The sequence below is a fragment of the Microbacterium sp. 1262 genome (assembly GCF_040544895.1).
Classification (GTDB): Bacteria; Actinomycetota; Actinomycetes; order Actinomycetales; family Microbacteriaceae; genus Microbacterium; species Microbacterium plantarum.
The window spans coordinates 967,305-991,100 of the sequence record NZ_JBEPKU010000001.1 but is presented as its reverse complement, the minus strand read 5'-3'; the positions used below and the strand labels follow the sequence as shown (position 1 = coordinate 991,100).

19 protein-coding genes are annotated in these 23,796 nt (G+C 70.3%); 7 read left to right on the top strand and 12 right to left on the bottom strand.

Features of this window, described 5'->3' with window-relative positions; all coding sequences use genetic code 11:
* Positions 1-25: 25 nt before the first annotated feature.
* From metK to pyrR, 10 genes are all read right to left on the bottom strand, one after another.
* Positions 26-1,219 carry a methionine adenosyltransferase gene (gene metK, locus ABIC53_RS04620; protein ID WP_112614866.1) on the bottom strand — a complete coding sequence of 398 codons (1,194 nt, stop codon included), beginning with the start codon at positions 1,217-1,219 and terminating at the stop codon, positions 26-28.
* 110 nt (positions 1,220-1,329) lie between these two features.
* The gene (gene rpoZ / locus ABIC53_RS04615) at positions 1,330-1,584 is read right to left on the bottom strand and encodes a DNA-directed RNA polymerase subunit omega (protein ID WP_023950606.1); all 255 of its coding nucleotides are present in this window, start codon (positions 1,582-1,584) and stop codon (positions 1,330-1,332) included.
* Between the two features lie 79 nt (positions 1,585-1,663).
* Positions 1,664-2,560 carry a guanylate kinase gene (gmk, locus tag ABIC53_RS04610; RefSeq protein ID WP_112614868.1) on the bottom strand — a complete coding sequence of 299 codons (897 nt, stop codon included), beginning with the start codon at positions 2,558-2,560 and terminating at the stop codon, positions 1,664-1,666.
* Positions 2,553-3,422, bottom strand: coding sequence for an orotidine-5'-phosphate decarboxylase (gene pyrF / locus ABIC53_RS04605; RefSeq protein ID WP_274177923.1), 870 nt, complete (start codon positions 3,420-3,422; stop codon positions 2,553-2,555). The genes gmk and pyrF overlap by 8 nt, the downstream gene beginning before the upstream one ends.
* A complete protein-coding gene (carB, locus tag ABIC53_RS04600) occupies positions 3,419-6,706 on the bottom strand; it encodes a carbamoyl-phosphate synthase large subunit (RefSeq protein ID WP_274177924.1) in 3,288 nt (1,095 codons plus the stop codon). The genes pyrF and carB overlap by 4 nt, the downstream gene beginning before the upstream one ends.
* Positions 6,706-7,854, bottom strand: a complete 1,149-nt coding sequence (gene carA, locus ABIC53_RS04595; protein ID WP_378718704.1) for a glutamine-hydrolyzing carbamoyl-phosphate synthase small subunit — start codon at positions 7,852-7,854, stop codon at positions 6,706-6,708. Before carA ends, carB begins: the two co-directional genes overlap by 1 nt.
* Entirely contained in the window at positions 7,851-8,375 is a 525-nt protein-coding gene (locus ABIC53_RS04590; RefSeq protein ID WP_274177925.1) for a PH-like domain-containing protein, read from the bottom strand. The genes carA and ABIC53_RS04590 overlap by 4 nt, the downstream gene beginning before the upstream one ends.
* Positions 8,372-9,682 (bottom strand): dihydroorotase, encoded by a 1,311-nt coding sequence (locus tag ABIC53_RS04585; RefSeq protein ID WP_274177926.1) that lies wholly within the window; start codon positions 9,680-9,682, stop codon positions 8,372-8,374. Before ABIC53_RS04585 ends, ABIC53_RS04590 begins: the two co-directional genes overlap by 4 nt.
* The gene (locus ABIC53_RS04580) at positions 9,679-10,644 is read right to left on the bottom strand and encodes an aspartate carbamoyltransferase catalytic subunit (RefSeq protein ID WP_274177927.1); all 966 of its coding nucleotides are present in this window, start codon (positions 10,642-10,644) and stop codon (positions 9,679-9,681) included. The genes ABIC53_RS04585 and ABIC53_RS04580 overlap by 4 nt, the downstream gene beginning before the upstream one ends.
* Positions 10,641-11,171, bottom strand: a complete 531-nt coding sequence (pyrR, locus tag ABIC53_RS04575) for a bifunctional pyr operon transcriptional regulator/uracil phosphoribosyltransferase PyrR (protein ID WP_269266176.1) — start codon at positions 11,169-11,171, stop codon at positions 10,641-10,643. The genes ABIC53_RS04580 and pyrR overlap by 4 nt, the downstream gene beginning before the upstream one ends.
* 143 nt (positions 11,172-11,314) lie before the next feature.
* On the opposite strand from pyrR, the gene mvk reads away from it, so the two are divergent.
* Genes mvk through ABIC53_RS04545 form a run of 6 tightly spaced genes read left to right on the top strand, consistent with a single transcriptional unit; the run spans position 11,315 to position 17,692 of the window.
* On the top strand, positions 11,315-12,319 hold the full coding sequence (mvk, locus tag ABIC53_RS04570) for a mevalonate kinase (protein WP_274177928.1): 1,005 nt from the start codon (positions 11,315-11,317) through the stop codon (positions 12,317-12,319).
* Entirely contained in the window at positions 12,316-13,284 is a 969-nt protein-coding gene (gene mvaD / locus ABIC53_RS04565; protein WP_274177929.1) for a diphosphomevalonate decarboxylase, read from the top strand. Before mvk ends, mvaD begins: the two co-directional genes overlap by 4 nt.
* A complete protein-coding gene (locus tag ABIC53_RS04560; RefSeq protein ID WP_274177930.1) occupies positions 13,281-14,429 on the top strand; it encodes a phosphomevalonate kinase in 1,149 nt (382 codons plus the stop codon). The genes mvaD and ABIC53_RS04560 overlap by 4 nt, the downstream gene beginning before the upstream one ends.
* Positions 14,419-15,498, top strand: a complete 1,080-nt coding sequence (gene fni, locus ABIC53_RS04555) for a type 2 isopentenyl-diphosphate Delta-isomerase (protein WP_112614888.1) — start codon at positions 14,419-14,421, stop codon at positions 15,496-15,498. The genes ABIC53_RS04560 and fni overlap by 11 nt, the downstream gene beginning before the upstream one ends.
* Positions 15,495-16,541 carry a hydroxymethylglutaryl-coenzyme A reductase family protein gene (locus tag ABIC53_RS04550; RefSeq protein ID WP_274177931.1) on the top strand — a complete coding sequence of 349 codons (1,047 nt, stop codon included), beginning with the start codon at positions 15,495-15,497 and terminating at the stop codon, positions 16,539-16,541. Before fni ends, ABIC53_RS04550 begins: the two co-directional genes overlap by 4 nt.
* Complete coding sequence (locus tag ABIC53_RS04545) at positions 16,538-17,692, top strand: hydroxymethylglutaryl-CoA synthase (protein ID WP_274177932.1); 1,155 nt, start codon at positions 16,538-16,540, stop codon at positions 17,690-17,692. Before ABIC53_RS04550 ends, ABIC53_RS04545 begins: the two co-directional genes overlap by 4 nt.
* Positions 17,693-17,840: 148 nt before the next feature.
* Here the strand turns inward: ABIC53_RS04545 and ABIC53_RS04540 are convergent, their stop codons facing one another.
* Entirely contained in the window at positions 17,841-20,747 is a 2,907-nt protein-coding gene (locus ABIC53_RS04540; protein WP_274177933.1) for a UPF0182 family membrane protein, read from the bottom strand.
* Positions 20,748-20,789: 42 nt separating this feature from the next.
* A complete protein-coding gene (locus ABIC53_RS04535; RefSeq protein ID WP_354450556.1) occupies positions 20,790-21,914 on the bottom strand; it encodes a YlbL family protein in 1,125 nt (374 codons plus the stop codon).
* Between the two features lie 125 nt (positions 21,915-22,039).
* Between ABIC53_RS04535 and ABIC53_RS04530 the strand changes: the two genes are divergently transcribed.
* The gene (locus ABIC53_RS04530; protein WP_112614898.1) at positions 22,040-23,449 is read left to right on the top strand and encodes a zinc-dependent metalloprotease; all 1,410 of its coding nucleotides are present in this window, start codon (positions 22,040-22,042) and stop codon (positions 23,447-23,449) included.
* Positions 23,450-23,796: the final 347 nt, after the last annotated feature.

Genomic DNA, 23,796 nt, shown 5'->3' with positions numbered 1-23,796 from the left:
CGGGCGACCCGCCGAGGCGCGTCGCTCACAGGCCCGCGGCGGCGCGCAACTCCTCGACACGGTCGGTGCGCTCCCAGGTGAACTCGGGCAGCTCGCGGCCGAAGTGACCGTACGCGGCGGTCTTCGCATAAATGGGCCGCAGGAGGTCGAGGCGGTCGATGATCGCCTGCGGCCGGAGATCGAACACGTCGCGGATGGCCGCCGAGATGACCTCGTCGGCGACGTGGCCCGTACCGAACGACTCGACGTAGAGCCCCACGGGTGCGGCGCGCCCGATCGCATAGGCGACCTGCACCTCGAGACGGTCGGCCAGGCCTGCGGCGACGGCGTTCTTCGCGACCCACCGCATCGCATAGGCCGCGGAGCGGTCGACCTTCGACGGGTCCTTGCCGCTGAAGGCTCCGCCGCCATGCCGTGCGGCGCCCCCGTAGGTGTCGATGATGATCTTGCGGCCGGTCAGTCCGGCATCCCCCTTCGGGCCGCCGACGACGAACGGCCCCGCGGGGTTGATGACGTACTCGACGTCGGAGATGTCGAGACCGGTTTCGGCAAGCACCGGCTCGATGACCTCGGCCTGCACGGCCGCCCGCAGCGCCGGCAGCGAGATGTCGGGCTGGTGCTGTGTCGAGAGCACCACGGTCTCGACCGTGCGGGGCACCGCGCCCTCGTAGCCGAGGGTCACCTGCGTCTTGCCGTCGGGCCGCAGGAACGGCAGGGCCCCGGTGCGGCGGGCCGATGTCAGACGCTCGGCGATGCGGTGGGCAGTCCAGATGGCCATCGGCATGAGCTGCGGCGTCTCGTTGGTCGCGTAGCCGAACATGATGCCCTGGTCGCCGGCGCCGAGCGCATCGGTCGGATCGATCGAACCCTGCTCGCGGTGCTCCAGGGCGTTGTCGACGCCGGCGGCGATATCGGACGACTGCTCGCCGATCGACACCGTCACACCGCACGAGTCGCCGTCGAAGCCCGTCTCGCTCGAGGTGTACCCGATTCCGTTGACGACGCCGCGGACGATGCCGGGGATGTCGGCGTAACCGTCGGTGCGCACTTCGCCCGCGACGTGCACCAGACCCGTCGTCACGAGGGTCTCGACAGCGACACGGGAGCCGGGGTCGACCGTGAGCAGCGCGTCGAGGATGCTGTCGGAGATCTGGTCGCAGATCTTGTCGGGGTGCCCCTCGGTGACGGACTCGGACGTGAACAGGCGCAGCTGGCTCATCGGGGCTCCCTGTGGGACGGAACGGGGCGGGATCGGGACGGAGACGATTCTGCCCGCGGCGGCCGACATCCGGCTGCCGCGGGCAGAAATGTGACGGGTCTACCGCCGGATCAGTCGAGCGAACGCAGGCGGAGCTTGTCCTCGTGGATCTCGTGCATCGCGATCGTCAGCGGCTTGTCCTCGACCGACGAGTCGACGAGCGGGCCGACGTTGTCGAACAGGTTGCCCTCGTGGAGGTCGGAGTAGTAGTCGTTGATCTGACGCGCACGCTTGGACGCGTAGATGACCAGCTGGTACTTCGAGTCGACCTTGTCGAGCAGGGCGTCGATGGGCGGGTCGATGATGCCTTCGTTGCTTCCGGCCATGGCGGATCCTTCCGGGATCGATGTCGGTGGAGAGTCTGCTGCCGCGCCGCAGGCGCAGGCATCCCCCCAGTCTACGCGATCAGTCGGCCAGCGCGGCGACCTCGTCGGCCGCGCGCGCGACGGTGTCATTGACGACGCGGTAGTCGAACTCGCCCTGCGAGGCGAGCTCGACACGCGCCGTACGGAGGCGACGGGCGCGTTCCTCGGCGTCCTCGGTTCCCCGCCCGACCAGCCGGTCGACCAGTTCGTCCCAGCTCGGCGGCAGGAGGAAGACGAGGGTCGCATCCGGCGCGGCCGCGCGCACCTGACGGGCTCCCTGCAGGTCGATCTCCAACAGCACCGTGCGCCCCGCCGCGAGTGCCGCCTCGATGGGCGCCTTCGGCGTGCCGTACCGGTGACGGTTGTGCACGGTGGCCCACTCGAGCAGCTCGCCCTCGGCGATGAGACGGTCGAACTCGGCGTCGTCGACGAAGTAGTAGTGCTCGCCGTCGACCTCTCCCGGCCGCGGGGCCCGGGTGGTCGCCGACACCGACAGCATGATCTCGGGATGGTTGTCGCGGATGTGCGCGGCGACCGTTCCCTTGCCGACGGCAGTGGGCCCGGCCAGCACAAGCAGCCGCGATCGGCCGGCACGCGGCTGGGGCTCGGGCAGGCGGGCATCCAGGAACTGCTGAAGCGCGAGCCGCTGACGCGACCCCAGCCCGCCGAGGCGCTTGACGGGCGAGATGTCGAGATCCGCGAGGATCCGGTCGCGCTTGTTCTCACCGATCGCCGGGATCGCCGTGAGGAAGTCGGTCACCCGCATGGCGCCGGCCGCCGACTCGGGATCGGCGAGAGCGCGCCGCAGGAGCTCCTGAGGTGAGATGACGCGCATCGCGACATCCTTCTTCAGCGCCGCCCGCTCGCGTCGCGCTTCGACGGCACGGCGTGACGCCGCGGCGCGGTCGACCTCGGGTGGGTGGGGACGATCAGCCACGGGCTTCCTCCTCTGCCTCGGCGAGCTCCCGCCGATGCGCGTCGATGGCGTCGATGATTCCGTCGGGACCGGCGGCGAGCACGCTGCGGCTGGCGCTCGCGACCACCTGGCCCGCGAGCGGTCCGAACACCGAACGCACCGCGCCGAGCGCCACGCCCTGCGCGCCGAAGCCGGGAGCGAGGATCGGTGCGCCGCGAAGCGATTCGTGCGTGAGACCGAGCTCGTCGCGGTCGACGGTCGCACCCACGACGAGCCCGACGTGACCGAGACCTCCCGCGTCCGCCGCCGCACGGTTCGCCCATCCGACGCCGGCGGCGACCCAGTCCGCGACCGTCTGGCCGCGCTGCGCCTCGACGACGGTGACCTCCGCCGACTGCAGTCCGAACGCCTCGGGGTTGCTGGTGGCAGCGAGGACGAAGACGCCCTTGCCGGCGCGCGCCGCGGCTGTGATCGTGCCGCGGAGCGACCCCGGGCCGAGGTACGGGCTCACGGTGACGGCGTCCGCCTCCAGCGGGGCGCCCGGCTCGAGCCACGCCGCGGCATAGCCGTCCATCGTGCTGCCGATGTCGCCGCGCTTGGCGTCCGCGATGACGATGAGGTCCGCGTCGCGTGCGGCGCGCTGCACCTCTTCGAGCGCGGCGAAGCCCGCTGACCCGTAGCGTTCGAAGAAGGCGACCTGCGGCTTGACGATGCCCACCCGCTCGCGCGCGGCCTCGACCACGCGCAGACCGAACTCGCGCACGCCCGCGGCCGAGGCCGGAAGGCCCCAGTCCGCGAGCAGTGCGGCGTGCGGGTCGATGCCGACGCAGAGCGACCCATACGTGTCGAGCGCGCCGGACAGGCGCTCCCCGAATGCGGTCACCTGCGCCCCGCCCGCTCGAGGGCGTAGTCCTGCAGGCTCTTGACCTCGAACCCTTCCCGGAGCACGGGCAGCGCGCTCACGGCGGCACCGAGGACGGCCATCGTGGTGAACAGGGCACGGTCGCCCGCCACGGCCGCGGCCCGGATCTCGTAGCCGTCTGCGCGAGCGACGCCGCCCGAGGGCGTGTTCACGACCATGTCGATCTCGCCGGCGTTGATGAGATCGACGACGTTTCGCTCCCCCGAGCCCTGGGTCTCGGAGTACTTGCCGACGACCTCCACGCGGATGCCGTTGCGAGCGAGGATCTCGGCGGTCCCCTCGGTCGCGATCAGGCGGAAGCCGAGCTCCTGCAGCCGGTGGGCGGGCAGGATGACGGCGCGCTTGTCGTCGTCGGCGACCGACAGGAATACGGTGCCCGAGGTGGGCATGCCGCCGTAGGCGGCCGCCTGGCTCTTCGCGAAGGCGGTCGGGAAGTCGCGGTCGATGCCCATGACCTCACCGGTCGAGCGCATCTCCGGGCCGAGGACCGAGTCGACCGTCCGGCCGTCAGCGGTGCGGAAGCGCTTGAAGGGGAGTACGGCCTCCTTGACGGCGACCGGCGCATCGAGCGGGACCCGCGAGCCGTCCTCGGCGGGCAGCAGCCCCTCGGCCTTCAGCTCGGCGATCGACGACCCGGCCATGATCCGCGACGCGGCCTTGGCCAGCGGGATGCCGAGCGCCTTCGACACGAAGGGCACGGTGCGGCTCGCGCGCGGGTTCGCCTCGATGACGTAGAGCACACCCGCCGACACGGCGAACTGCACGTTCAGCAGACCCCGCACGCCGACACCGCGGGCGATGGCGAGAGTCGCCTCGCGCACCCGGTCGATCTCGGTGCGGCCGAGCGACATCGGCGGCAGCGTGCAGCTCGAGTCACCGGAGTGGATGCCGGCTTCCTCGAGGTGCTCCATCACGCCGCCGATGTACAGCTCTTCGCCGTCGAACAGCGCGTCGACGTCGAGCTCCACGGCGTCATCGAGGAAGCGATCGACGAGCAGCGGGAGGCCCGGGCCGATGATCGCCTGGTCGGCGACGCGCACGAAGTAGTCGCGCAGGCTCTCGGTGTCGTAGACGATCTCCATGCCGCGGCCGCCGAGGACGAAGCTCGGGCGGACCAGGACGGGGTAGCCGATCGACTCGGCGACCTCGACGGCCCCCTCGACGTCGATGGCGGTGCCGTTGCGCGGGGCGACGAGACCGGCGTCGTCGAGCAGACGCGAGAAGAGCTCACGCTCCTCGGCCAGGTCGATCGCCGCGGGCTGGGTGCCCAGGATGCTGTATCCGGCCGCCTCGATGCCCTTTGCGAGCCCGAGCGGCGTCTGACCGCCGAGCTGGCAGATGACGCCGAGGATCGTGCCGGACTGCGACTCGGCGTGCAGCACCTCGAGGACGTCCTCGAGCGTCAGCGGCTCGAAGTAGAGCCGGTCGCTCGTGTCGTAGTCGGTCGATACCGTTTCGGGGTTGCAGTTGACCATGATCGTCTCGTAGCCGGCGTCCGCCAGCGCGAAGCTGGCGTGGACGCACGAGTAGTCGAACTCGACGCCCTGCCCGATGCGGTTGGGGCCCGAGCCGATGATGACGACCTTCGTGCGCTCGGAGGGCGTGACCTCGGTCTCGGTGTCGTACGACGAGTAGTGGTACGGCGTGAGCGCGGGGAACTCACCGGCGCAGGTGTCGACCGTCTTGAAGACCGGCCGCAGGCCGAGGCCGTGGCGGACGCCGCGCACCTCTTCTTCGGTGATGCCGCGCAGCTGCGCGATCTGCGCGTCGCTGAACCCGTGGTCCTTCGCCGTCCGAATGACGTGCTCGTCGAGCTCGCCCGCGTCGGCCACGAACGCCGCGACCTCGTTGATCAGCTCGATCTGGTCGAGGAACCACGGGTCGATCGCGGTGGCTTCGAAGGCCTGCTCGACCGTCGCGCCCTTGCGCATCGCCTGCTGCAGGACCACGATCCGGCCGTCGGTCGGGGTCTTCGCGATCTCGAGCAGCTCGTCCACCGAGCGCTCCTCGTCGCCCCAGTGGAAGCTCGATCCGCGCTTCTCGAGCGAGCGCAGCGCCTTCTGGAGAGCCGTGGCGTAGTTGCGCCCGATCGCCATCGCCTCGCCCACCGACTTCATGGTCGTCGTGAGGGTGGTGTCGGCGGCCGGGAACTTCTCGAAGTTGAAGCGCGGCACCTTGACCACGACGTAGTCGAGCGTCGGCTCGAAGCTCGCCGGGGTGACCTTCGTGATGTCGTTCGGGATCTCGTCGAGGCGGTAGCCGATCGCGAGCTTCGCGGCGATCTTCGCGATCGGGAACCCGGTCGCCTTCGACGCCAGCGCGGACGAACGCGACACGCGCGGGTTCATCTCGATGACGATGATGCGCCCCGTCTGCGGATCGACCGCGAACTGGATGTTGCAGCCACCGGTGTCGACGCCGACGGCGCGGATGATGTCGATGCCGATGTCGCGCATCTTCTGGTACTCGCGGTCGGTGAGCGTCAGTGCCGGCGCGACCGTGATGGAGTCGCCGGTGTGGACGCCGACCGGGTCGACGTTCTCGATCGAGCAGACGACCACGGTGTTGTCGGCCGAGTCGCGCATGAGCTCGAGCTCGTACTCCTTCCACCCGAGGATCGACTCCTCCAGCAGGACCTCGGTCGTGGGCGAGTCGCGCAGGCCCGCTCCGGCGATACGGCGCAGGTCCTCCTCGTCGTACGCGAAGCCCGAGCCGAGCCCGCCCATCGTGAAGGAGGGGCGCACGACGAGCGGGTAGCCGAGCTCGGCGGCGCCCGCGAGCACCTCGTCCATCGTGTGGCAGATGCGGCTGTCGGCGACATCCGCTCCCGAGTCGATGACGAGCTGCTTGAAGATCTGCCGATCCTCGCCCTTGTTGATCGCCTCGAAGTTCGCGCCGATCAGCTCGATGTCGTACTTCTCGAGGATGCCGTGCTTGTGCAGGTCGATCGCCGCGTTGAGAGCGGTCTGACCGCCCAGGGTCGGCAGGATCGCGTCGGGGCGCTCCTTGGCGATGATCGTCTCGATGACCTGCCACGTGATGGGCTCGATGTACGTGGCGTCGGCGAAGTCGGGATCGGTCATGATCGTCGCCGGGTTGGAGTTGACGAGGATGACGCGGACACCCTCCTCGCGGAGCACGCGGCACGCCTGGGTGCCGGAGTAGTCGAATTCACAGGCCTGGCCGATGACGATCGGCCCCGACCCGATGACGAGGACGCTCTGGATATCGTCGCGCTTGGGCATCAGTTCTTGTTCTCCTGGGTCGCGACCACGAGGTCGCGGAAGCGGTCGAAGAGGTAGTTGGCGTCGTGCGGGCCGGCGGCGGCCTCGGGGTGGTACTGCACCGAGAATGCCGGCAGGTCGAGGGCCCGCAGGCCCTCCACGACGTTGTCGTTGAGGCCGACGTGGCTCACCTCGACGCGGCCGAAGCCGGCCGGGCTGTCGACGACGCCCTCGATCGGCGCGTCGACGGCGAAGCCGTGGTTGTGCGCGGTGATCTCCACGCGCCCGGTCTGCTTGTCGAGCACGGGCTGGTTGATGCCGCGGTGGCCGAAGGGCAGCTTGTAGGTGCCGAAGCCGAGGGCGCGGCCGAGGAGCTGGTTGCCGAAGCAGATCCCGAAGAACGGCAGCTTCTCGGCGAGGACGCCCCGCAGGAGCTCGACGTGGTGGTCGCTCGCGGCCGGGTCGCCCGGGCCGTTGGAGTAGAACACCGCGATCGGGTCGATCGCACGGAGCTGCTCGAACGTGACGTCCTGCGGGAGGACGTGGACGTCGAATCCGCGGGCGGCGAGGTTGTTCACCGTGGCCTGCTTCACGCCGAGGTCGAGCACCGCGAGGTTTCCGAGCCGCTCCCCCGTCGCCGGGGTCACCTCGGCGGCGGGCACCGACACCTCGGCGGACAGGTTGCGACCGGTCATCTCCGGCGCCTCGCGGACGATGCGCAGCTGCTCCTCGGGATCGATGTCGGCGGCGTCGCCGCTGAAGACGCCGCCGCGCATCGAGCCCGCCGAGCGCAGGACGCGCGTGACGGCGCGCGTGTCGATGCCGCTGATGCCGACGATGCCGTCGCGCTCGAGCGACTCGTCGAGCGAGTTCTCCGAGCGCCAGTTCGACACGACGCGCGAGGGGTCGCGCACGATGTAGCCGGCGACCCAGATGCGGCGCGACTCGACGTCCTCGCCGTTCATGCCGGTGTTTCCGATGTGGGGTGCGGTCTGCAGCACGATCTGGCCCGCGTAGGACGGGTCGGTGAGGGTCTCCTGGTAGCCGGTCATGCCGGTCGCGAAGACGACTTCTCCGAGGGTGGTGCCGCGCGCGCCGTAGGCGCGGCCGATGTGGCGGGATCCGTCCTCGAGCACGAGCACGGCGGGGTCACGGGTGAACAGTGTCACGCGTCGCCTCCTGGGGTCTGGGTGGGGGTCACGATGGTCTGGATGGCATCGGCCAGCGCACGGGCCGATGCGGTCTGGGGCCGGAAGTAGCTGTCCACGATCGTCTCGTCATCGATCAGCCAGCTCAGGCGTGTCAGGCCCTGCTTCTCGACGACACGGTCGATGGCGACGGTGGCCTGATCGACGGAGACGATGCGCCCGGCGGGGATGTACAGGCGCGGCTGACCGGTCAGGTCGATGGCCACGCCGTCACCCGCGCCTCCCGCGGCGACGATGACGTCGACGCGGGAGCGGAATCCGAGCCCGCGGATGGCGAGGCGCTCGAGCGGCTCGTCGTGGCGGGTCGTCGCGACGTAGAGTCCCGAGATCGCCGCCGTCTGCACGGCGCCCGCGGGCAACTCGCCCACCGGTGCCGTGAGGCCGCTGTCGCGCCTCGTTCGTCGTCGCCAGGCCCAGACCCCGAGTGCGAGTAGCACCAGGGCGACCGCGACCATGACGAGCAGAGCTCCTTCGCGGGTCACGCGCGGGCTCCCGGGCGTTCGAGCAGGTCACCGTCGGCGACCGTCGGCGTGCCGCGGAAGAACGTCCAGCGCACCTCGCCCGGCAGTTCGCGATCGACGTAGGGCGAGTTCACGCTGCGACCCCGCAGGTCGGCATCCGTGAAGGTGCGGACCGGGCGTGGGTCGTACAGCGTGAACGAGGCGGGGCGGCCGGCCTCGAGCGGCGTGCCGGCATCGGCCAGGCGGCCGATCCGAGCGGGAGCCGTCGAGAGCACGCGGGCGACGTCGCCCCAATCGAGCAGTCCGGTGTCGACGACCGCTTGGTGCACGACCCGCAGCGCGGACTCGAGACCGACCATGCCGTTCGCCGCGGCGGCCCATTCGCACGTCTTCGCCTCGGCGGGGTGCGGCGCGTGGTCGGTCGCGACGATATCGATCGTGCCGTCGGCGAGGCCCTCGCGGACTGCCCGCACGTCCTCGTCACGGCGAAGCGGCGGGTTGACCTTGAAACGCGCGTCGTAGCCGCGGACGAGTTCTTCCGACAGCAGCAGGTGGTGCGGGGTCACCTCGGCGGTCACGTTCACGCCCCGCTTCTTCGCCCACCGGATGATGTCGACCGAGCCCGCCGTCGAGAGGTGGCAGACGTGCAGTCGAGAGCCGACGTGCTCGGCGAGCAGGACGTCGCGCGCGATGATCGACTCCTCGGCGACCGCCGGCCAGCCGGTCAGTCCCAGCTCTGCCGACACGGTGCCCTCGTTCATCTGGGCGCCCTCGGTCAGCCGCGGATCCTGAGCATGCTGGGCGACGACGCCGTCGAACGACTTCACGTATTCGAGGGCGCGGCGCATGATGAGCGGATCGAAGACGCAGAAGCCGTCGTCGCTGAACACGCGGACGCGCGCCCGCGAGGCGGCCATCGCGCCCAGCTCGGCCAGGCGCTCGCCCTTCTGCCCGATCGTGACGGCGCCGATCGGCTGGACGTGCACGTACCCGGCGGCCTCGCCCAGGGCGAGCTCCTGCTCGACGACACCCGCGGTGTCGGCGACGGGCGAGGTGTTGGGCATCGCGAAAACGGTGGTGAACCCGCCCGCCGCTGCGGCACGCGACCCGGTGAGGATCGTCTCGGACGCCTCGAACCCCGGCTCGCGCAAGTGGGTGTGCAGGTCGACGAGCCCCGGCAGGGCGATGAGCCCGTCGGCGTCGACGACGGTGGCACCTCTGGCGCTCAGGCCGGTGCCGACCTCGGCGATCGTCCCGTCGATGACCAGCATGTCCGTCGCGTCGCTGCCGGCCAGGCGCGCTCCGCGGATGAGGAAGCTCTCGCTCATCGTCCGTCCTCCTCAGCTTCGGTGCGCTCGCCCGCGAGCAGCAGGTAGAGCACGGCCATCCGCACCGAGACACCGTTCGCCACCTGCTCGAGCACGGTCGAGCGCGGCGAATCGGCGGCGGCGGCGGAGATCTCCATCCCCCGGTTCATCGGGCCGGGGTGCAGGACAATGCTATCGGCCGGGAGCGCGCCGAGCCGCGCGGCATCCAGGCCCCACATCCGCGAATACTCCCGTTCAGTCGGGAAATAGGCGGCGTTCATGCGCTCGAGCTGGATGCGGAGCATCATGAGCGCATCCGGACCCGCGGCGATGGCCTCATCGAGGTCGTAGATCACGCGGACCGGCCAGGCCGACACATCCTGCGGCACGAGGGTCGGCGGTGCGACGAGGGTCACCTCGGCACCCAGGGTCGTCAGCAGCCAGACGTTCGATCGCGCGACGCGCGAGTGCAGGATGTCGCCGACGATCGTCACCCGGAGACCGGCGAGGTCGCGGCCCCGGCTGGCCTCGCCGAAGAATCGTTTGCGGATGGTGAATGCGTCGAGCAGGGCCTGCGTCGGATGCGCGTGCGTGCCGTCACCGGCGTTGACCACACCGGCGCTGATCCATCCGCTGCCGGCCAGGGTCTGCGGTGCGCCGGAGGCGCCATGGCGGATCACGACGGCGTCGGCCCCCATCGCCTGCAGCGTTTGTGCCGTGTCCTGGAGGGACTCGCCCTTGGAGACCGACGAGCCCTTAGCCGAGAAGTTGATGACGTCGGCCGAGAGGCGCTTGGCGGCGGCCTCGAACGAGATCCGGGTGCGCGTGGAGTCCTCGAAGAAGAGGTTCACGACGGTCTTGCCTCGGAGCGTGGGGAGCTTGCGGACCTCGCGCTGCTGCGTAGCCGCCATGTCCTCCGCGACGTCGAGGATGCGCAGGGCGTCGCGCCGATCCAGGTCCTTGGTGTCGAGCAGGTGCCTCATGCTCCGATCGTCACCTCCTCGATGCCGTCGACTTCGCGCAGGCGCACATTGACCCGCTCGTCGCGGGCGCTGGGCAGGTTCTTGCCGACGAAGTCGGGTCGGATGGGCAGTTCGCGGTGGCCGCGGTCGACGAGAGTCGCGAGTCTGACGGCCGCGGGGCGACCGATGTCCTGCAGCGCGTCGAGGGCCGCGCGGATCGATCGTCCGGAGAACAACACGTCGTCGACGAGGACGACGACCTTGCCGTCGATGCCGCCCTCCGGAATCTCGGTCGGCTGCGGTGCCCTCGTCGGGTTGCGGTGCAGATCGTCGCGGTACATCGTCACATCGAGTGCTCCGACCGGGACGACCGTCCCGGAGATCTCCGCGAGGAGAGAGCCGATGCGTGCAGCGAGGGGAACGCCCCGCCGCGGGATGCCGAGGATGACGAGGTCGGCGGGTCCCCTGTTCGACTCGAGGATCTCGTGGGAGATCCTCGTCAGGGCCCGCGCGATGTCGGCTTCATGCAGCACGGTGCGCGTGCTCATCCGCCGCTCCCTTCTCCGCCTCACAGGACGGGGTTAAAGGTTGCTGGGTGCGGCGCCCATGATAGCGCTCGGAGGCCTCCGGAGCACATCCATGGCCACTCAGGCCTCGCCCGGGGGCGGACTGTTACGCTCGACGAAATTCCATGACTGCACCGACCGACGTCCCCATCGCACCGGACGCCCATCTGCACGTGGCAACGCACGGCTCGGCCGCGGAGCCCGGAGCGACGGGCCGCGCCGGTGCGAAGGCTATCCTCCTCGGCGAGCACGCCGTCGTGTACGGCCGCCCGGCGATCGCGATCCCGGTCAACGCTCTCGGAGTCGAGGCGCACGCGCAGCCGGCCGAAGGCCCCGGTCACCTCGCCAGCACGCTCTTCCACGGCCCCATCGCCCGAGCGCCCGAGCGGCTGCACGTCACGCTGACAGCCATGCGCGCCGCACTGGCGGCGGCAGGCAGGCCGGGCGCCGAGCTCGACATCTCGATCGACAGCAGCATCCCGGCCGAACGCGGGCTCGGGTCGAGCGCCGCCGTGTCCGCGGCGGTCATCGAGGCAGTGCTGGGAGCGTGCGGCTTCGCGGCCGACGACGAGACGATGCACGAGCTCATCCAGACGGCCGAGCGCGCCGCCCACGGCGCACCGAGCGGACTGGACGCGCGCACCGTGCGCGCTCGGGCGGCCGTGTGGTTCGATCAGGGCCGCATCGAGCCCGTCTCCGTCGGGCGCGATCTCGTGTTCGTCATCGCGGACACCGGAGTCCGGGGGCGCACCCGTGAAGCCGTCGCCGCCGTCGCCCAGCGGCGGGAGAGCGATCCGCGCGCGGTCGAAGCCGCCTTGGACGAGCTGGGCGCGCTGGCGACCGACCTCCGCAGCGACGTCTCGACGGGTGACCGCGAGGCGATCGGAAGCGCGATGAGCCGCGCCCACGTCCTCTTGACGGGCCTGGGCGTCGGCGATCCGGCGCTGGACCACCTCGTGCAGGCCGCGACCGCCGGCGGCGCCCTGGGCGCCAAGCTGACCGGCGGCGGCCGGGGCGGCTGCGTCCTCGCGCTCGCTCGAGACGCGGCATCCGCCGCCGAGCTCGGCGACCGACTCACCCGCGCCGGCGCCGCCGCGGTCTGGACCACCACCGTCGAAGGAGCGGCATGAGCACCGCGACAGCCATCGCGCACCCGAACATCGCGCTCGTGAAGTACTGGGGCAAGCGCGACAGCGCACTGAACCTCCCCGCAACGGGCAGCCTGTCGATGACGCTGGACATCTTCCCCACCACGACGACCGTCAGCCTCGACGAGGGAGCGTCCGGCGACGTCCTCGTCTTCAACGGCGAGCAGCGCGTCGACGGACCCTCCGAGCGGGTCACGCGATTCCTCGACATCGTTCGCGAGATGGCGGGCAGCACGCTCTCCGCTCGCGTCGAGACAGTCAACACCGTGCCGTCGGCCGCCGGTCTCGCGTCGTCCGCTTCGGGCTTCGCCGCGCTGGCCGTCGCCGCTTCCGCGGCTTACGGGCTGGACCTCGATACCCGCTCCCTGAGCCGACTCGCCCGCCGCGGCTCGGGATCGGCGTCGCGCTCGGTCATCCCCGGATTCGCCATCTGGCACGCCGGCGACAGCGATGAGACCTCTTTCGCCGAGCCCGTGGCAGCGCCGGATCTCGCGATGGTCGTGGCGATGGTGGAGAAGCGCGAGAAGCCGGTGTCCAGCCGTGAGGCGATGCGCCGCACGGTGCTCACCTCGCCCTTCTACCCCGCCTGGGTCTCGTCGACGGCCGAGAGCCTCGAAGCAGCCGCGGAAGCATGCCGAGACGGCGATGTCGAGCGCCTCGGCCGCATCACGGAGGTCAACGCCCTGCGGATGCACGCCCTGATCCAGTCGTGCGACCCGCCCATCCGCTATCTGAGCCCCGTGAGCGTCGAGATCTTCGACCGCATCTCGGCCCTGCGCGAGTCCGGCGTCGAAGCCTGGGCGACCGCCGATGCCGGACCGAACGTCGTGATCCTGACGCGGCCCGCGTCCGTCGATGCGGTCACTGCCGCGCTCGACGGTCTCGCCGAGCTCGCTGTCGCCCACCCCGGACCCGCCGCAGCTCTCGTCTCGCGAGCGGGCGAATGACCACCGTCGACTCGACCCGCGCGATCGTCGCGCGTGCGCCCGGCAAGCTGTTCGTGGCCGGTGAGTATGCGGTGGTCTCACCGGGTGAGCCATCCGTGCTCATCGCCGTCGACCGCTACCTGACGGTGTCGCTGTCCGAGAGCGTCGACGCCGGCAGCATCCACTCGCCGGAGTACAGCCGGATGCCGGTGCGCTGGACCCGGGGGCAGGACGGGCTGACGCTCGATCGCGAGCACCACCCCTACGACTACGTCATCGCCGCGATCGAGGTCTCCGAGCGTCTGCGCGCCGAGCGGGGCTTGCGTCCCCGCTTCTTCGACCTCTTCATCGAGAGCGGGCTCGACGACCCCAGCGGACGCAAGTTCGGCCTCGGTTCGTCGGCTGCCGTCACCGTCGCGACGATCGCCGCGATCGACCGGTTCTACGGATTCGACCTGGGCACACGCGGCCGCTACGAGCTCGCCATGCTCGCCACGATCGCCGTCGCCCCCCATGCTTCCGGTGGTGACGTCGCCGCGAGCACCTACGGCGGTTGGATCGGTTATCGCTCCCCCGACCGCGACCGCCTGCGCGCGGCGCGCGCGGAGAACGACGTCGCCCGTGTCCTGGGTTCGGACGCGTGGCGAGGAACGGAGATCACACGTCTCGCGCCTCCCGCGGGACTCGACCTGCTCGTCGGCTGGACGGGGCACCCCGCGTCGACGGAGCGCCTGGTCAGCGGTGTCTCGCGCGGCACCGACGTCGCGGACGGCGCGCATACGGGCTTCCTGGATGCCTCTCGCGCCTGCGTGGAGGATCTGTGGCGCGCGCTCGCGGCTTCGCCGCCCGGAACGACACCGCCCCGCGCTGCCTCCGACGACGCGCTCGCGCTCGACGCGATCCGGCGCAACCGTCGCCTGCTGCAGGCGCTCGGAGCACGGACGGGTGTGACGATCGAGACCGACCGCCTGAGGATCCTCTGCGACGCGGCCGAGGCGATCGGCGCGGCAGCCAAGCCGTCCGGGGCGGGCGGTGGCGACTGCGGCATCGTGCTCGCGCCCGCGGGCGCTGACGTCGCCGGCATGCTCCGGGTCTGGGAGACCAACGACATCCGACACCTCACGATCGGCGTGCACCCGCCGGAAGGAGAGCATCATGCCGGCTGAACTGGCTTCCGAGCGCAAGGACGACCACGTCCGTCTCGCCGCCGCACAGCAGAAGGAGCCGCCGCGGCCGAACGGCTGGGACGACGTCCGCTTCGTCCACCATGCCCTCGCCGGTGTCGACGCCGAGCGCGTCGATCTCGGCGTCGAGGTCGCCGGTGCCCGCTGGGCACTGCCGTTCTACGTCAACGCCATGACCGGCGGCAGCGCTTCGACCGGTGCGATCAACCGCGACCTCGCCATCGCCGCGCGTGAGACCGGCGTCGCGATCGCATCGGGCTCGTTGAGCATCGCGCTGGACAACCCCGACCTCATGGGGACGTTCCGCGTGATCCGCGACGAGAACCCCGATGGCTTCGTCATGGCCAATGTCGGGATCGAACGGTCTCCCGAAGACGCGCGGCGCGCCGTCGACGCCCTCGAGGCGAACGCTCTCCAGGTGCACGTGAACGCCATGCAGGAGACCGTGATGCCCGAGGGCAGCCGCTCGTTCTCGAGCTGGCCGGCCTCGCTCGAGGCCATCGTCGCCGCCGTCGAGGTGCCCGTCGTGGTGAAGGAGGTGGGGTTCGGTCTGAGCGCCGCCACGCTGTCCCGTCTGGGGAACCTGGGTGTGCGCTTCGCCGATGTGTCCGGCGTCGGCGGCACCGACTTCATGCGCATCGAGAACGACCGGCGATCGGGCCGCGACTACGCGTACCTGGCCGGGTGGGGACAGTCCGCGGTGGAGTGCTTGCTCGAGGCCCCGGCCGACGCGCCCGTGCTGTTGGCGTCCGGCGGCGTCCGCACGCCCCTCGACGTCGCGCGCGGCCTCGCGCTCGGCGCGCGTGCGGTCGGCGCCTCCGGTTCGTTCCTCTCGGTCGTGCTCGACGGCGGCGCGGAGGCGCTGATCTCCCGTATCCGGGAATGGTCTGACCACCTCACGGCGTTGCACTCCCTGGTGGGGGCGACCCGTCCGGACGATCTCCGCCGTACCGACCTGATCATCCACGGACGCGCGGCGGAGTTCGCGCGAGCCCGCGGTATCGATATCGACAGCCTGGCGCGTCGCGCCGGCGGGAAGGACGCGCGATGAGCGCCGAGTTCACCCCGATCCCCCTGCGGTGGGTGGGACCGCTTCGGCTCACCGGAGACGTCGAGACCGAGCAGGAAGTCCCGCTCGCGACCTACGAGTCGCCGCTGTGGCCCTCGGTCGGCCGCGGCGCGCGCATCTCGCGGCTCGTCGAGGACGGCATCCGCGTGACGGTCGTCGACGAACGGATGACGCGCTCGTCACTGTTCGTCGCCCAGTCGGCGGCGGCCGCCGTCGCTGCGTCGCGCGCCATCGTCGCCCGTTTCGACGAGCTCGCTGCCGCCGTCTCGGAGCGCAGCCGCCACGCCAAGCTCATCGACCTCGACACCGAGGTCGTCGGCAACCTGCTCTACCTCCGCTTCGCGCTGACGACCGGCGACGCCTCGGGCCACAACATGGTGACCTTCGCCGCGGAGACGCTCATGGAGCGCGTGCTCTCGTGGCACCCCGAGCTCTCGTACGGCTCGATCTCCGGCAACTACTGCACCGACAAGAAGGCCACGGCCGTCAACGGCATCCTCGGCCGCGGGCGCAACGTCATCGCCGAGATCGTGATCCCCGCAGACCTCGTACAGAAGCAGCTGCGGTCGACCGCGCAGCGCATCGTCGATCTGAACGTTCAGAAGAACCTGGTCGGCTCGACGATCGCCGGAGCGCTGCGCTCCGCCAACGCGCACTACGCCAACATGCTGTTGGCTTTCTACCTGGCTACGGGTCAGGACGCCGCGAACATCGTCGAGGGCTCGCAGGGGTTCACCTGGGCCGAGGTCCGCGGCGACGGCGACCTGTACTTCTCGTGCACGCTGCCCCACCTCATCGTCGGCACCGTCGGCAACGGCAAGGACCTGCCTGCCGTCGACGACGCTCTCGCGCGCCTCGGTTGCCGTGAGGAGCGTCCCTCCGGCGAGAACGCCCGACGCCTCGCGGGGCTGATCGCCGCCACCGTCCTCTGCGGCGAGCTCTCGCTGCTCGCCGCCCAGACCAATCCCGGGGAGCTCATGCAGTCGCACCTGCTCCTCGAGCGCCGGAAGGATTCCACGAAGTGACCACCATCGGCATCCACGACCTCGCTGTCGCCACGGCCTCGCACGTCGTCGAGCTCGACGACCTCGCCGCACGCGCGGACATCGACCCCGCGAAGTTCCGCATCGGGCTCGGCCAGGAGCAGATGAGCATCCCCGGCCTCGACGAGGACATCGTCACGATGGGCGCCGCGGCCGCGCAGCGCATCATCGACCGGCACGGTGTCGACGGCATCCGGACCCTGTTCTTCGCCACCGAGACCGGCATCGACCAGTCGCGCGCTGCCGGGGTGCACGTCCACGAGCTGCTCGGCCTCCCCCGCTCGGTCCGCGTCGTCGAGCTGAAGCAGGCCTGCTACTCCGCGACGGCCGCCCTTCAGGCTGCGGCCGGTCTCATCGCGCGCAACCCCGACGAGCGCGTCCTGGTCATCGCCAGTGATGTCGCCCGGTACGAGCTCGACACCGCGGCTGAGCCGACGCAGGGTGCAGGGGCGGTCGCCTTCCTCGTGTCGGCTGAGCCGGCGCTCGCCGTCCTCGAGACCGCCGCCGGCGTCTACACTGCGGAGGTCGACGACTTCTGGCGTCCCAACGACAGCGTCACCGCGGTCGTCGACGGCAAGCTCTCCGTCAGCGCTTACCTCGACGGTGTCGCAGGCGCGTGGGACGACTACCGGTCGCGCGGCGGCGTCGACATCGATCAGATCGACTGGTTCTGCCACCACCAGCCGTTCACCAAGATGGCCGTGAAGGCGCATCGCGCGCTCGGTCAGCACGTCGGCGTCGAACTCGACCCCGAGCTCGTGACCGCGACCACCGGCTACAACCGCCGGATCGGTAACTCCTACACGGCGTCGCTCTACATCGCTCTCGCAGCGCTCCTGGACGGCGAGAACGACCTCACTGGTTCGCGCATCGGGCTCTTCAGCTACGGCTCGGGGTCGGTCAGCGAGTTCTTCACCCTCGTCGTCCAGCCCGGCTACCGCGAGGCGACCCGCGGCGCGGAGACCGAGGCCATCCTCGCCGCGCGGACCGCAGTCGATGTCCCCACCTACCGTGAGCTCCACGACGCGACGCACCGCGACAGCACCGTCGACGTCGAGATCGCGGCCGAGTCCCCCGGCCCGTTCCACTTCGCCGGCCTCGCAGGGCGCGCCCGCCGCTACACCCGCGACTGACGCCCCGCGCTTCGCGAGAGAGCACGAACGCACGGTCCCAGCCCCTGGGCACCGTGCGTTCGTGCATCCTCGGCGGTGAAAAGAAGCAGGACACGACGGAGAGAGGGCCCCGACCGAGGTCGGGGCCCTCTCTCCGTTTCAGGTGGGGTCAGTTCTCGCCCTGCTCACCGAGCTCGAGCAGACGCGAGATCGCCTCCGTGAGCTTGGCATCTGCGGCACCGTACGCCGCCCAGTCGGCGTTCTGCATCGCCGTGTTGCGCTCGGCGAGAGCATCGCGCGCCTGGTCGAGCGCCGCCTGGTAGTCCGCGGCGGGAGTCGTCGGCGCCGTTCCGCCGTCGCCGGTGCCCGGAGTCGCCTCGTCGCCGGGGCTGGGCTCGGGAACGACATCCGTGTCTCCGGTGCTCGCACCCGAGTCGCCGCCGAACAGCTTGTCGAGCGCCTCCTGCAGGGTGTCCTCGAAGGCGACCTGGTCGCCGAAGCCGACGAGCACCTTCTGGAGCGTCGGCAGCTTGGTAGCTCCGGACGACTGCACGAAGACGGGCTGGACGTAGAGCAGACCGCCACCCACGGGCAGTGTCAGCAGGTTGCCGTTGATGACCTCCGACTGACCCTGACGCAGGATGTTCGAGAACGACGACACGACGGGATCGGCGTTGAACGTGTTCTGCACCTGGCCGGGACCCGGAACCGGCGTCTCGGCATTGACCTCGAGCATCCGGAGCTTGCCGTACTCACCGCTGACGACACCAGCTTCGGAACCGGCGTCGGAGTCGACGGACAGGTAGCCCATCAGGACGTTACGAGTGTCCTGACCGCCGGGGATGAACGATGAGAACATCGAGTACGACGGGGCGTCCTGGCCGGGCATCTTCATCGTCAGGTAGTACGGCGGCTGCAGCTGCGTGTCCTGCTGCGGGTCGTTCGGCGTCTTCCAGGCGTTGTCGCGCGAGTAGAACGACTGCGCCGTGTCGACGTGGTAGGTGCCGAGCATGGCGCGCTGCACCTTGAACAGGTCGGTCGGGTACCGCACGTGGCTCATCAGGTCGCCGCTCATGTCGCTGATCGGCTTGAGCGTGTTGGGGTAGACCTTCTGCCAGGCCTGCAGCAGCGGGTCGGTCTCGTCCCACGCGTACAGCGTCACCTCGCCCGAATACGCGTCAACTGTCGCCTTGACCGAGTTGCGGATGTAGTTGATGTTGTCGAGCGCGACACGGGGCTGCGGGTTCGACGAGTCGGAGATCGCGTCGCTGAGGCTGACGATCGACGAGTACGGGTAGTTCGCACTCAGCGTGTAGCCGTCGACGATCCAGACGATGCGTCCGTCGACGACGGACGGGTACGGGTCGTTGTCGAGCTCGAGGTAGGGCGCCACCTTCTGCACGCGCGTCGCCGGGTCGCGGTCGTAGAGGATCTGCGAGTCCTCGTTGATGGCGTCCGAGAACAGGATGTCGGTGGACTGGAACTTCAGCGAGTAGATCAGGCGGTGGAAGACGTCGCCGATGGACGGACCACCGTCTCCCTCGAACGTCGTCTTCGTCTGGCTCTCGCCCTCCTGCCCGCGCGGATAGTCGAGCTCGATGGGAGACGACCCCTCGGGCGCCCCGACGATCGAGTACGTGGGCGAGAACTCGCCGAAGTACACGCGCGGCTCGTACTCCTGGCCGTTCGTCAGCTCACCGGATGCCGGGATGCCTCGCTCGACGAAGACCGGGTTGCCGTCGGCCGTGCGCTCGTTGCCCTTCGCCGCGACCATGCCGTAACCGTGGGTGTAGACGAGCGTCGTGTTGTACCAGGACGCCGCGTCGCCGAGCTGGTTCACGTTGAGCTCGCGGACCGAGACCACGGTGTCCTGCGACTGCCCGTCGATCTCGTAGCGGTCGACGTCGAGCGGCTCGGCGAACTGGTAGTACGAGCGGTACTGCTCGATCTGCCGCACCGTCGGTCCGATGATCGCGGGGTCCATGATGCGGATCGAAGCGGTCGTGTCGGCATCGGCCCGCAGCTGACCCGGCTCGACGTCGGTCACTGCCTGGAAGTCGGTCTTCTCGAGGCCGGAGATGCCGTAGGCCGCCTTCGTGCCCTCGATGTTGCGCTCGTAGTACTGCGACTCGAGGGTCAGCTGGTTCGGCCGCACCTGCACGTTGTTGACGAACCACGGGTAGGCGACGCCGACGACGAGCGAGGTGACGACCAGGAGGCCGGTGCCGATGAGCGGGAAGCGCCAGCGGCCGATGATCGCAGTGACGAAGAACAGCACCGCCACGATCGCGGCGGCGATCGCGAGGATCGTCTGCCCCGGGATGACGGCGTTGACGTCCACGTACCCGGCCCCGGTGATGCGGTCATTCGGGGTGACCAGCGTGCGATAACGGTCGATCCAGATGCTCACGCCCTGCACCAGAAGGTAGATGCCGGCGATGACGGCGAGCTGGATGCGCGCCGACTTCGAGATCCGCAGCTCGCGCTGGCCGACCCGGACCGAGCCGTAGAGGTACGACACGAGGGCGGTGACCAGGAGGCACACGATGACGATCGCCGAGACGAAGCCCACGGCCGCCGAGAGGAACGGCAGCGTGAAGAGGTAGAAGCCGGTGTCGAGCCCGAACTGCGGATCGGCGGTGCCGGTGGTGCCGCCGTTGAGCCAGAGGGCCACCGTCTCCCACTGCGCCGAAGCGGCGAAGCCGGCGAAGAAGCCGAAGAAGGTGGGGATGCCCCACATGCCCAGACGACGCAGCGGCTCGACGACCTCCTGATAGCGGTCGAGCTGCGAGCTCAGGCGGGCATAGACGGGCCGCAACCGGTAGGCGAGCTGGATCGAGAGCCAGACGGGCACCGCCATCGCGACGAAGCCGACGACGAACATGATCGCGCGCGCGGTCCACTGAGTCACCAGGACGCCGTCGAAGCCGAGCTGACGGAACCACAGCCAATCGGCGTAGAGGCTCGCGAAAATGAAGAAGGCCACCACCACGGCCGCGATGACGGCGAGGGTGATGCCGACGGCGCGGCGGGATCTGCTGGGTGTGGCCGGGGTCGGCGCTGAGGTCGTGGTCACCCCTCCATCCTAGGCGCCGCCCGCTGGGGGGGACGCCGAGCCTCAGCCCGCGGTGCAGGTCGGAAGAGCGTCGAGATCGCCGCCCGTGCTGACGGTCTCGACCACCGAAAGGGCGTCGTCGAGGTCCGCGACGGAGAACACGCGGAGGCCATCAGGGATGTGACCCACGACCTCGTTGCAGTTGCGCTCCGGGGCGAGGAACCACTCGGCTCCGGCATCCTTGGCGCCGTACAGCTTCTGCCGGATACCGCCGATCGGGCCCACGGTGCCCGTCGCATCGATCGTGCCGGTCCCGGCGAAACGCTCCCCGCCGGTCAGCTCTCCGGGGGTGAGCGTGTCGATGATGCCGAGGGCGAACATCATGCCCGCACTCGGGCCGCCGACGTTGTCGAGCTGAAGCGTCACGTCGATCGGGAAGTCGAAGTCCTGCGCGATCGTGACGCCGATGACCCACCGGGTCTCGCCGTCGACCGTCATCTGCTTCGGGGTGACCTCGACCGACAGCCGCTCTCCCGCGCGATCGACCTCGAGCGTGAGGGGACGTCCGCCCGCGGCGTTCACGGCGTCTCGCAGAGCCGCCGTGGTCGCGACGGACTCCCCGTCGACCGAGCGGATGACGTCGTCGGGCTCGAGGAGACCGGCCGCCGGCGAGTCGTCGGCGAGCTGGAAGACACGGACGAGCGACGTGACGTCGTACCCGAGTTCGGAGAGGGCAGCGGCGGTGGCCTCCTTCTGGGAGTCCACCATCAGCGCGGCGTTCTCGTCGTTGCGCTGCTCGGTCGTCACGCCCGCGGGGAAGATCTCGTCGATGGGCACGACCGCGCGGGCCGGATCGAACCAGGCGGCCGCCAGCTCCAGCCACGAGGGCGTACGCTTGCGGTTTCCCAGAACCTCGACCGTGAGCAGGTCGAGCGAGCCCGACGTCGGGAACGTCTCCGCACCCGACACGCTGATGAGAGGGCGCTGCTCGCCGTCGCCGGCGGCCACGGAACCGAGCGTGTCGTAGACCGGCCCGGGGCGCTGGATCACGAAGGACGTCGGCACGACGGTGAGGATGAGCAGCGCGATGAGGGAGAAGGACACCGCCCACAGACCCGCGAGTGAGGCGCGGCTCATGCGGCGGCGCCGGGGCGCGGGGGCGGGTGCGTTCTCGTCGAAAAGTGACACGTGCTGCTTTCTGGTCCCGGTCGTTCGCGACCGGCGAAAGCGAACGAGGTCCGTTCGCGCCGTGCGACGAGGTCGTGCGGCTAGCGTAGAACGCGAGCTGACCGCCCTGCTGAAAGGCGCCTGACATGGCTGATGACGACCGCTCTCCCGAGGACGAGTTCCAGGAGCTGCTCCGCAGCCTGCTGGGCCAGGGCGGCACGCTCGGGCCCGAGCAGCTCGAACGCCTGTCGGCAATGGGCGTCGACCCCGCGATGCTGCAGCAGATGGTGCAGCATCTCCAGGGCGCTTTCGCCGCGGGCGGCGACGGCGGCGTCGACTGGAGCGCGACGCGGACGCAGGCGCTGCACCTGGCCAATAAGGACGGTCACGGCATCAGCGCAGGCGACAAGCAGGACTTCTCCGAGGCGTTCGCGCTGGCCACGCTGTGGCTGAGCGAGGCGACCACGATCTCGGATCTGGCCACGCCGCCGCGAGCCCTCACCCGCGGGGCCTGGGTCGAAGCGACCCTCCCGGTCTGGCAGGAACTCGCCGAGCCGGTCGCAACCTCGGTCGCCGACGCGCTGACCGCGGCCCTGGAATCGCAGGCTCCGGAAGACATGCAGGGCATGATCGCCGGCGCTGGTCGCCTGATGCGGACGGTCGGCGGCTCCCTGTTCGCCGCGCAGCTGGGCGCGGTGGTCGGAAAGCTGTCACTCGAAGTCGTCTCCGGCGGCGACGTCGGCATCCCCGTCATGCCGGACGGCGAAGCCGCGATCCTGCCCCAGAACTTCGCCGACTTCGGTCGCGACCTGGGCATCGACGACGAGCAGCTCGCTCTCTCCCTCGCCACCCGCGAGCTCGCCCATGCTCGGCTCTTCCGACACGCCCGCTGGCTGCGCCTGCACGTGATCTCGCAGGTGACGGACTTCGCACGCGGCATCCACGTCGACACCGACGCCCTCGAGGAGTTGGCCTCGCGCTTCGATCCTTCTCAGCCCGAGGAGCTCCGCCAGGCGCTCGAGAGCGGCGTGCTGCTCCCCCAGCGATCCGAGGCCCAGTCCGCCGCGCTCACGCGCCTCGAGCACCTGCTCGCCACGATCGAGGGCTGGGTCGACGTCGTGTCCGCGGACGCGACGACGCGTCTTCCCGCCGCGGACCGCATCGCTGAGGCTGTGCGTCGTCGCCGTGCCGTCGGCGGTCCCGCCGAACAGGCGATGGCGTCGCTGGTCGGCCTGGAGCTGCGGCCGCGTCGTCTGCGCGAGGCGGCGGCGATGTGGCGCGCGATCACGGATGCCGTCGGGCGCGACGCCCGCGACAGCCTGTGGGACTACCCGGACCTCATGCCGGCACCCGCCGATGTCGACGATCCGTCGGCTCTCATCGCGCGTCTGCAGGCGCGGGCACGCGGCGAGGCACCCGAACGCGACGAGATGGACGACGCGCTGGACGCGCTGCTGGCCTCCGCGGCCGAGGGCGACGATTCGACGCACGAAGCCCCGGAAGAGGATCGGACGCGGCGGGACGACGACGGACCCGGCGGGCCTTCGCCCGTCTGAGCGGCCGCGTCTCCTCCCCACTGCTTCTTCGTCAGTCCGACGCGATGCTTCCTGTGGAGACCGCCCCCGGGACCACGGCCCGAGCCGAGAATCGAGGCATGATCCGTCTCGCGCCCTCCGCTGCGCCGCTGTGGCGCTCCCCCACCGCCGTGCAGCTCGGCCACGAGCCGGGAAGCATCGTGCTGGAGCCGGTCGAATCGTGGCATGAACGGCTGCTGCACGCGCTGGTGACCGGCATCCCCGACGAGCTCTTCGACACGATCGCTCGAGAAGGCGGCGCGAACCCGGCTCAGATCGAGCTCCTGCGCGAGTCGCTGCGTCCCGTGCTGGTTCGGCCCCGGTCCCCC

Coding starts and splice junctions, on each gene's coding strand:
- metK (WP_112614866.1), bottom strand. CDS start 1,219: ATGAGCCAGCTGCGCCTGTTCACGTCCGAGTCCGTCACCGAGGGGCAC.
- rpoZ (WP_023950606.1), bottom strand. CDS start 1,584: ATGGCCGGAAGCAACGAAGGCATCATCGACCCGCCCATCGACGCCCTG.
- carB (WP_274177924.1), bottom strand. CDS start 6,706: ATGCCCAAGCGCGACGATATCCAGAGCGTCCTCGTCATCGGGTCGGGG.
- ABIC53_RS04585 (WP_274177926.1), bottom strand. CDS start 9,682: ATGAGCGAGAGCTTCCTCATCCGCGGAGCGCGCCTGGCCGGCAGCGAC.
- ABIC53_RS04580 (WP_274177927.1), bottom strand. CDS start 10,644: ATGAGGCACCTGCTCGACACCAAGGACCTGGATCGGCGCGACGCCCTG.
- pyrR (WP_269266176.1), bottom strand. CDS start 11,171: ATGAGCACGCGCACCGTGCTGCATGAAGCCGACATCGCGCGGGCCCTG.
- mvk (WP_274177928.1), top strand. CDS start 11,315: ATGACTGCACCGACCGACGTCCCCATCGCACCGGACGCCCATCTGCAC.
- mvaD (WP_274177929.1), top strand. CDS start 12,316: ATGAGCACCGCGACAGCCATCGCGCACCCGAACATCGCGCTCGTGAAG.
- ABIC53_RS04560 (WP_274177930.1), top strand. CDS start 13,281: ATGACCACCGTCGACTCGACCCGCGCGATCGTCGCGCGTGCGCCCGGC.
- fni (WP_112614888.1), top strand. CDS start 14,419: ATGCCGGCTGAACTGGCTTCCGAGCGCAAGGACGACCACGTCCGTCTC.
- ABIC53_RS04550 (WP_274177931.1), top strand. CDS start 15,495: ATGAGCGCCGAGTTCACCCCGATCCCCCTGCGGTGGGTGGGACCGCTT.
- ABIC53_RS04530 (WP_112614898.1), top strand. CDS start 22,040: ATGGCTGATGACGACCGCTCTCCCGAGGACGAGTTCCAGGAGCTGCTC.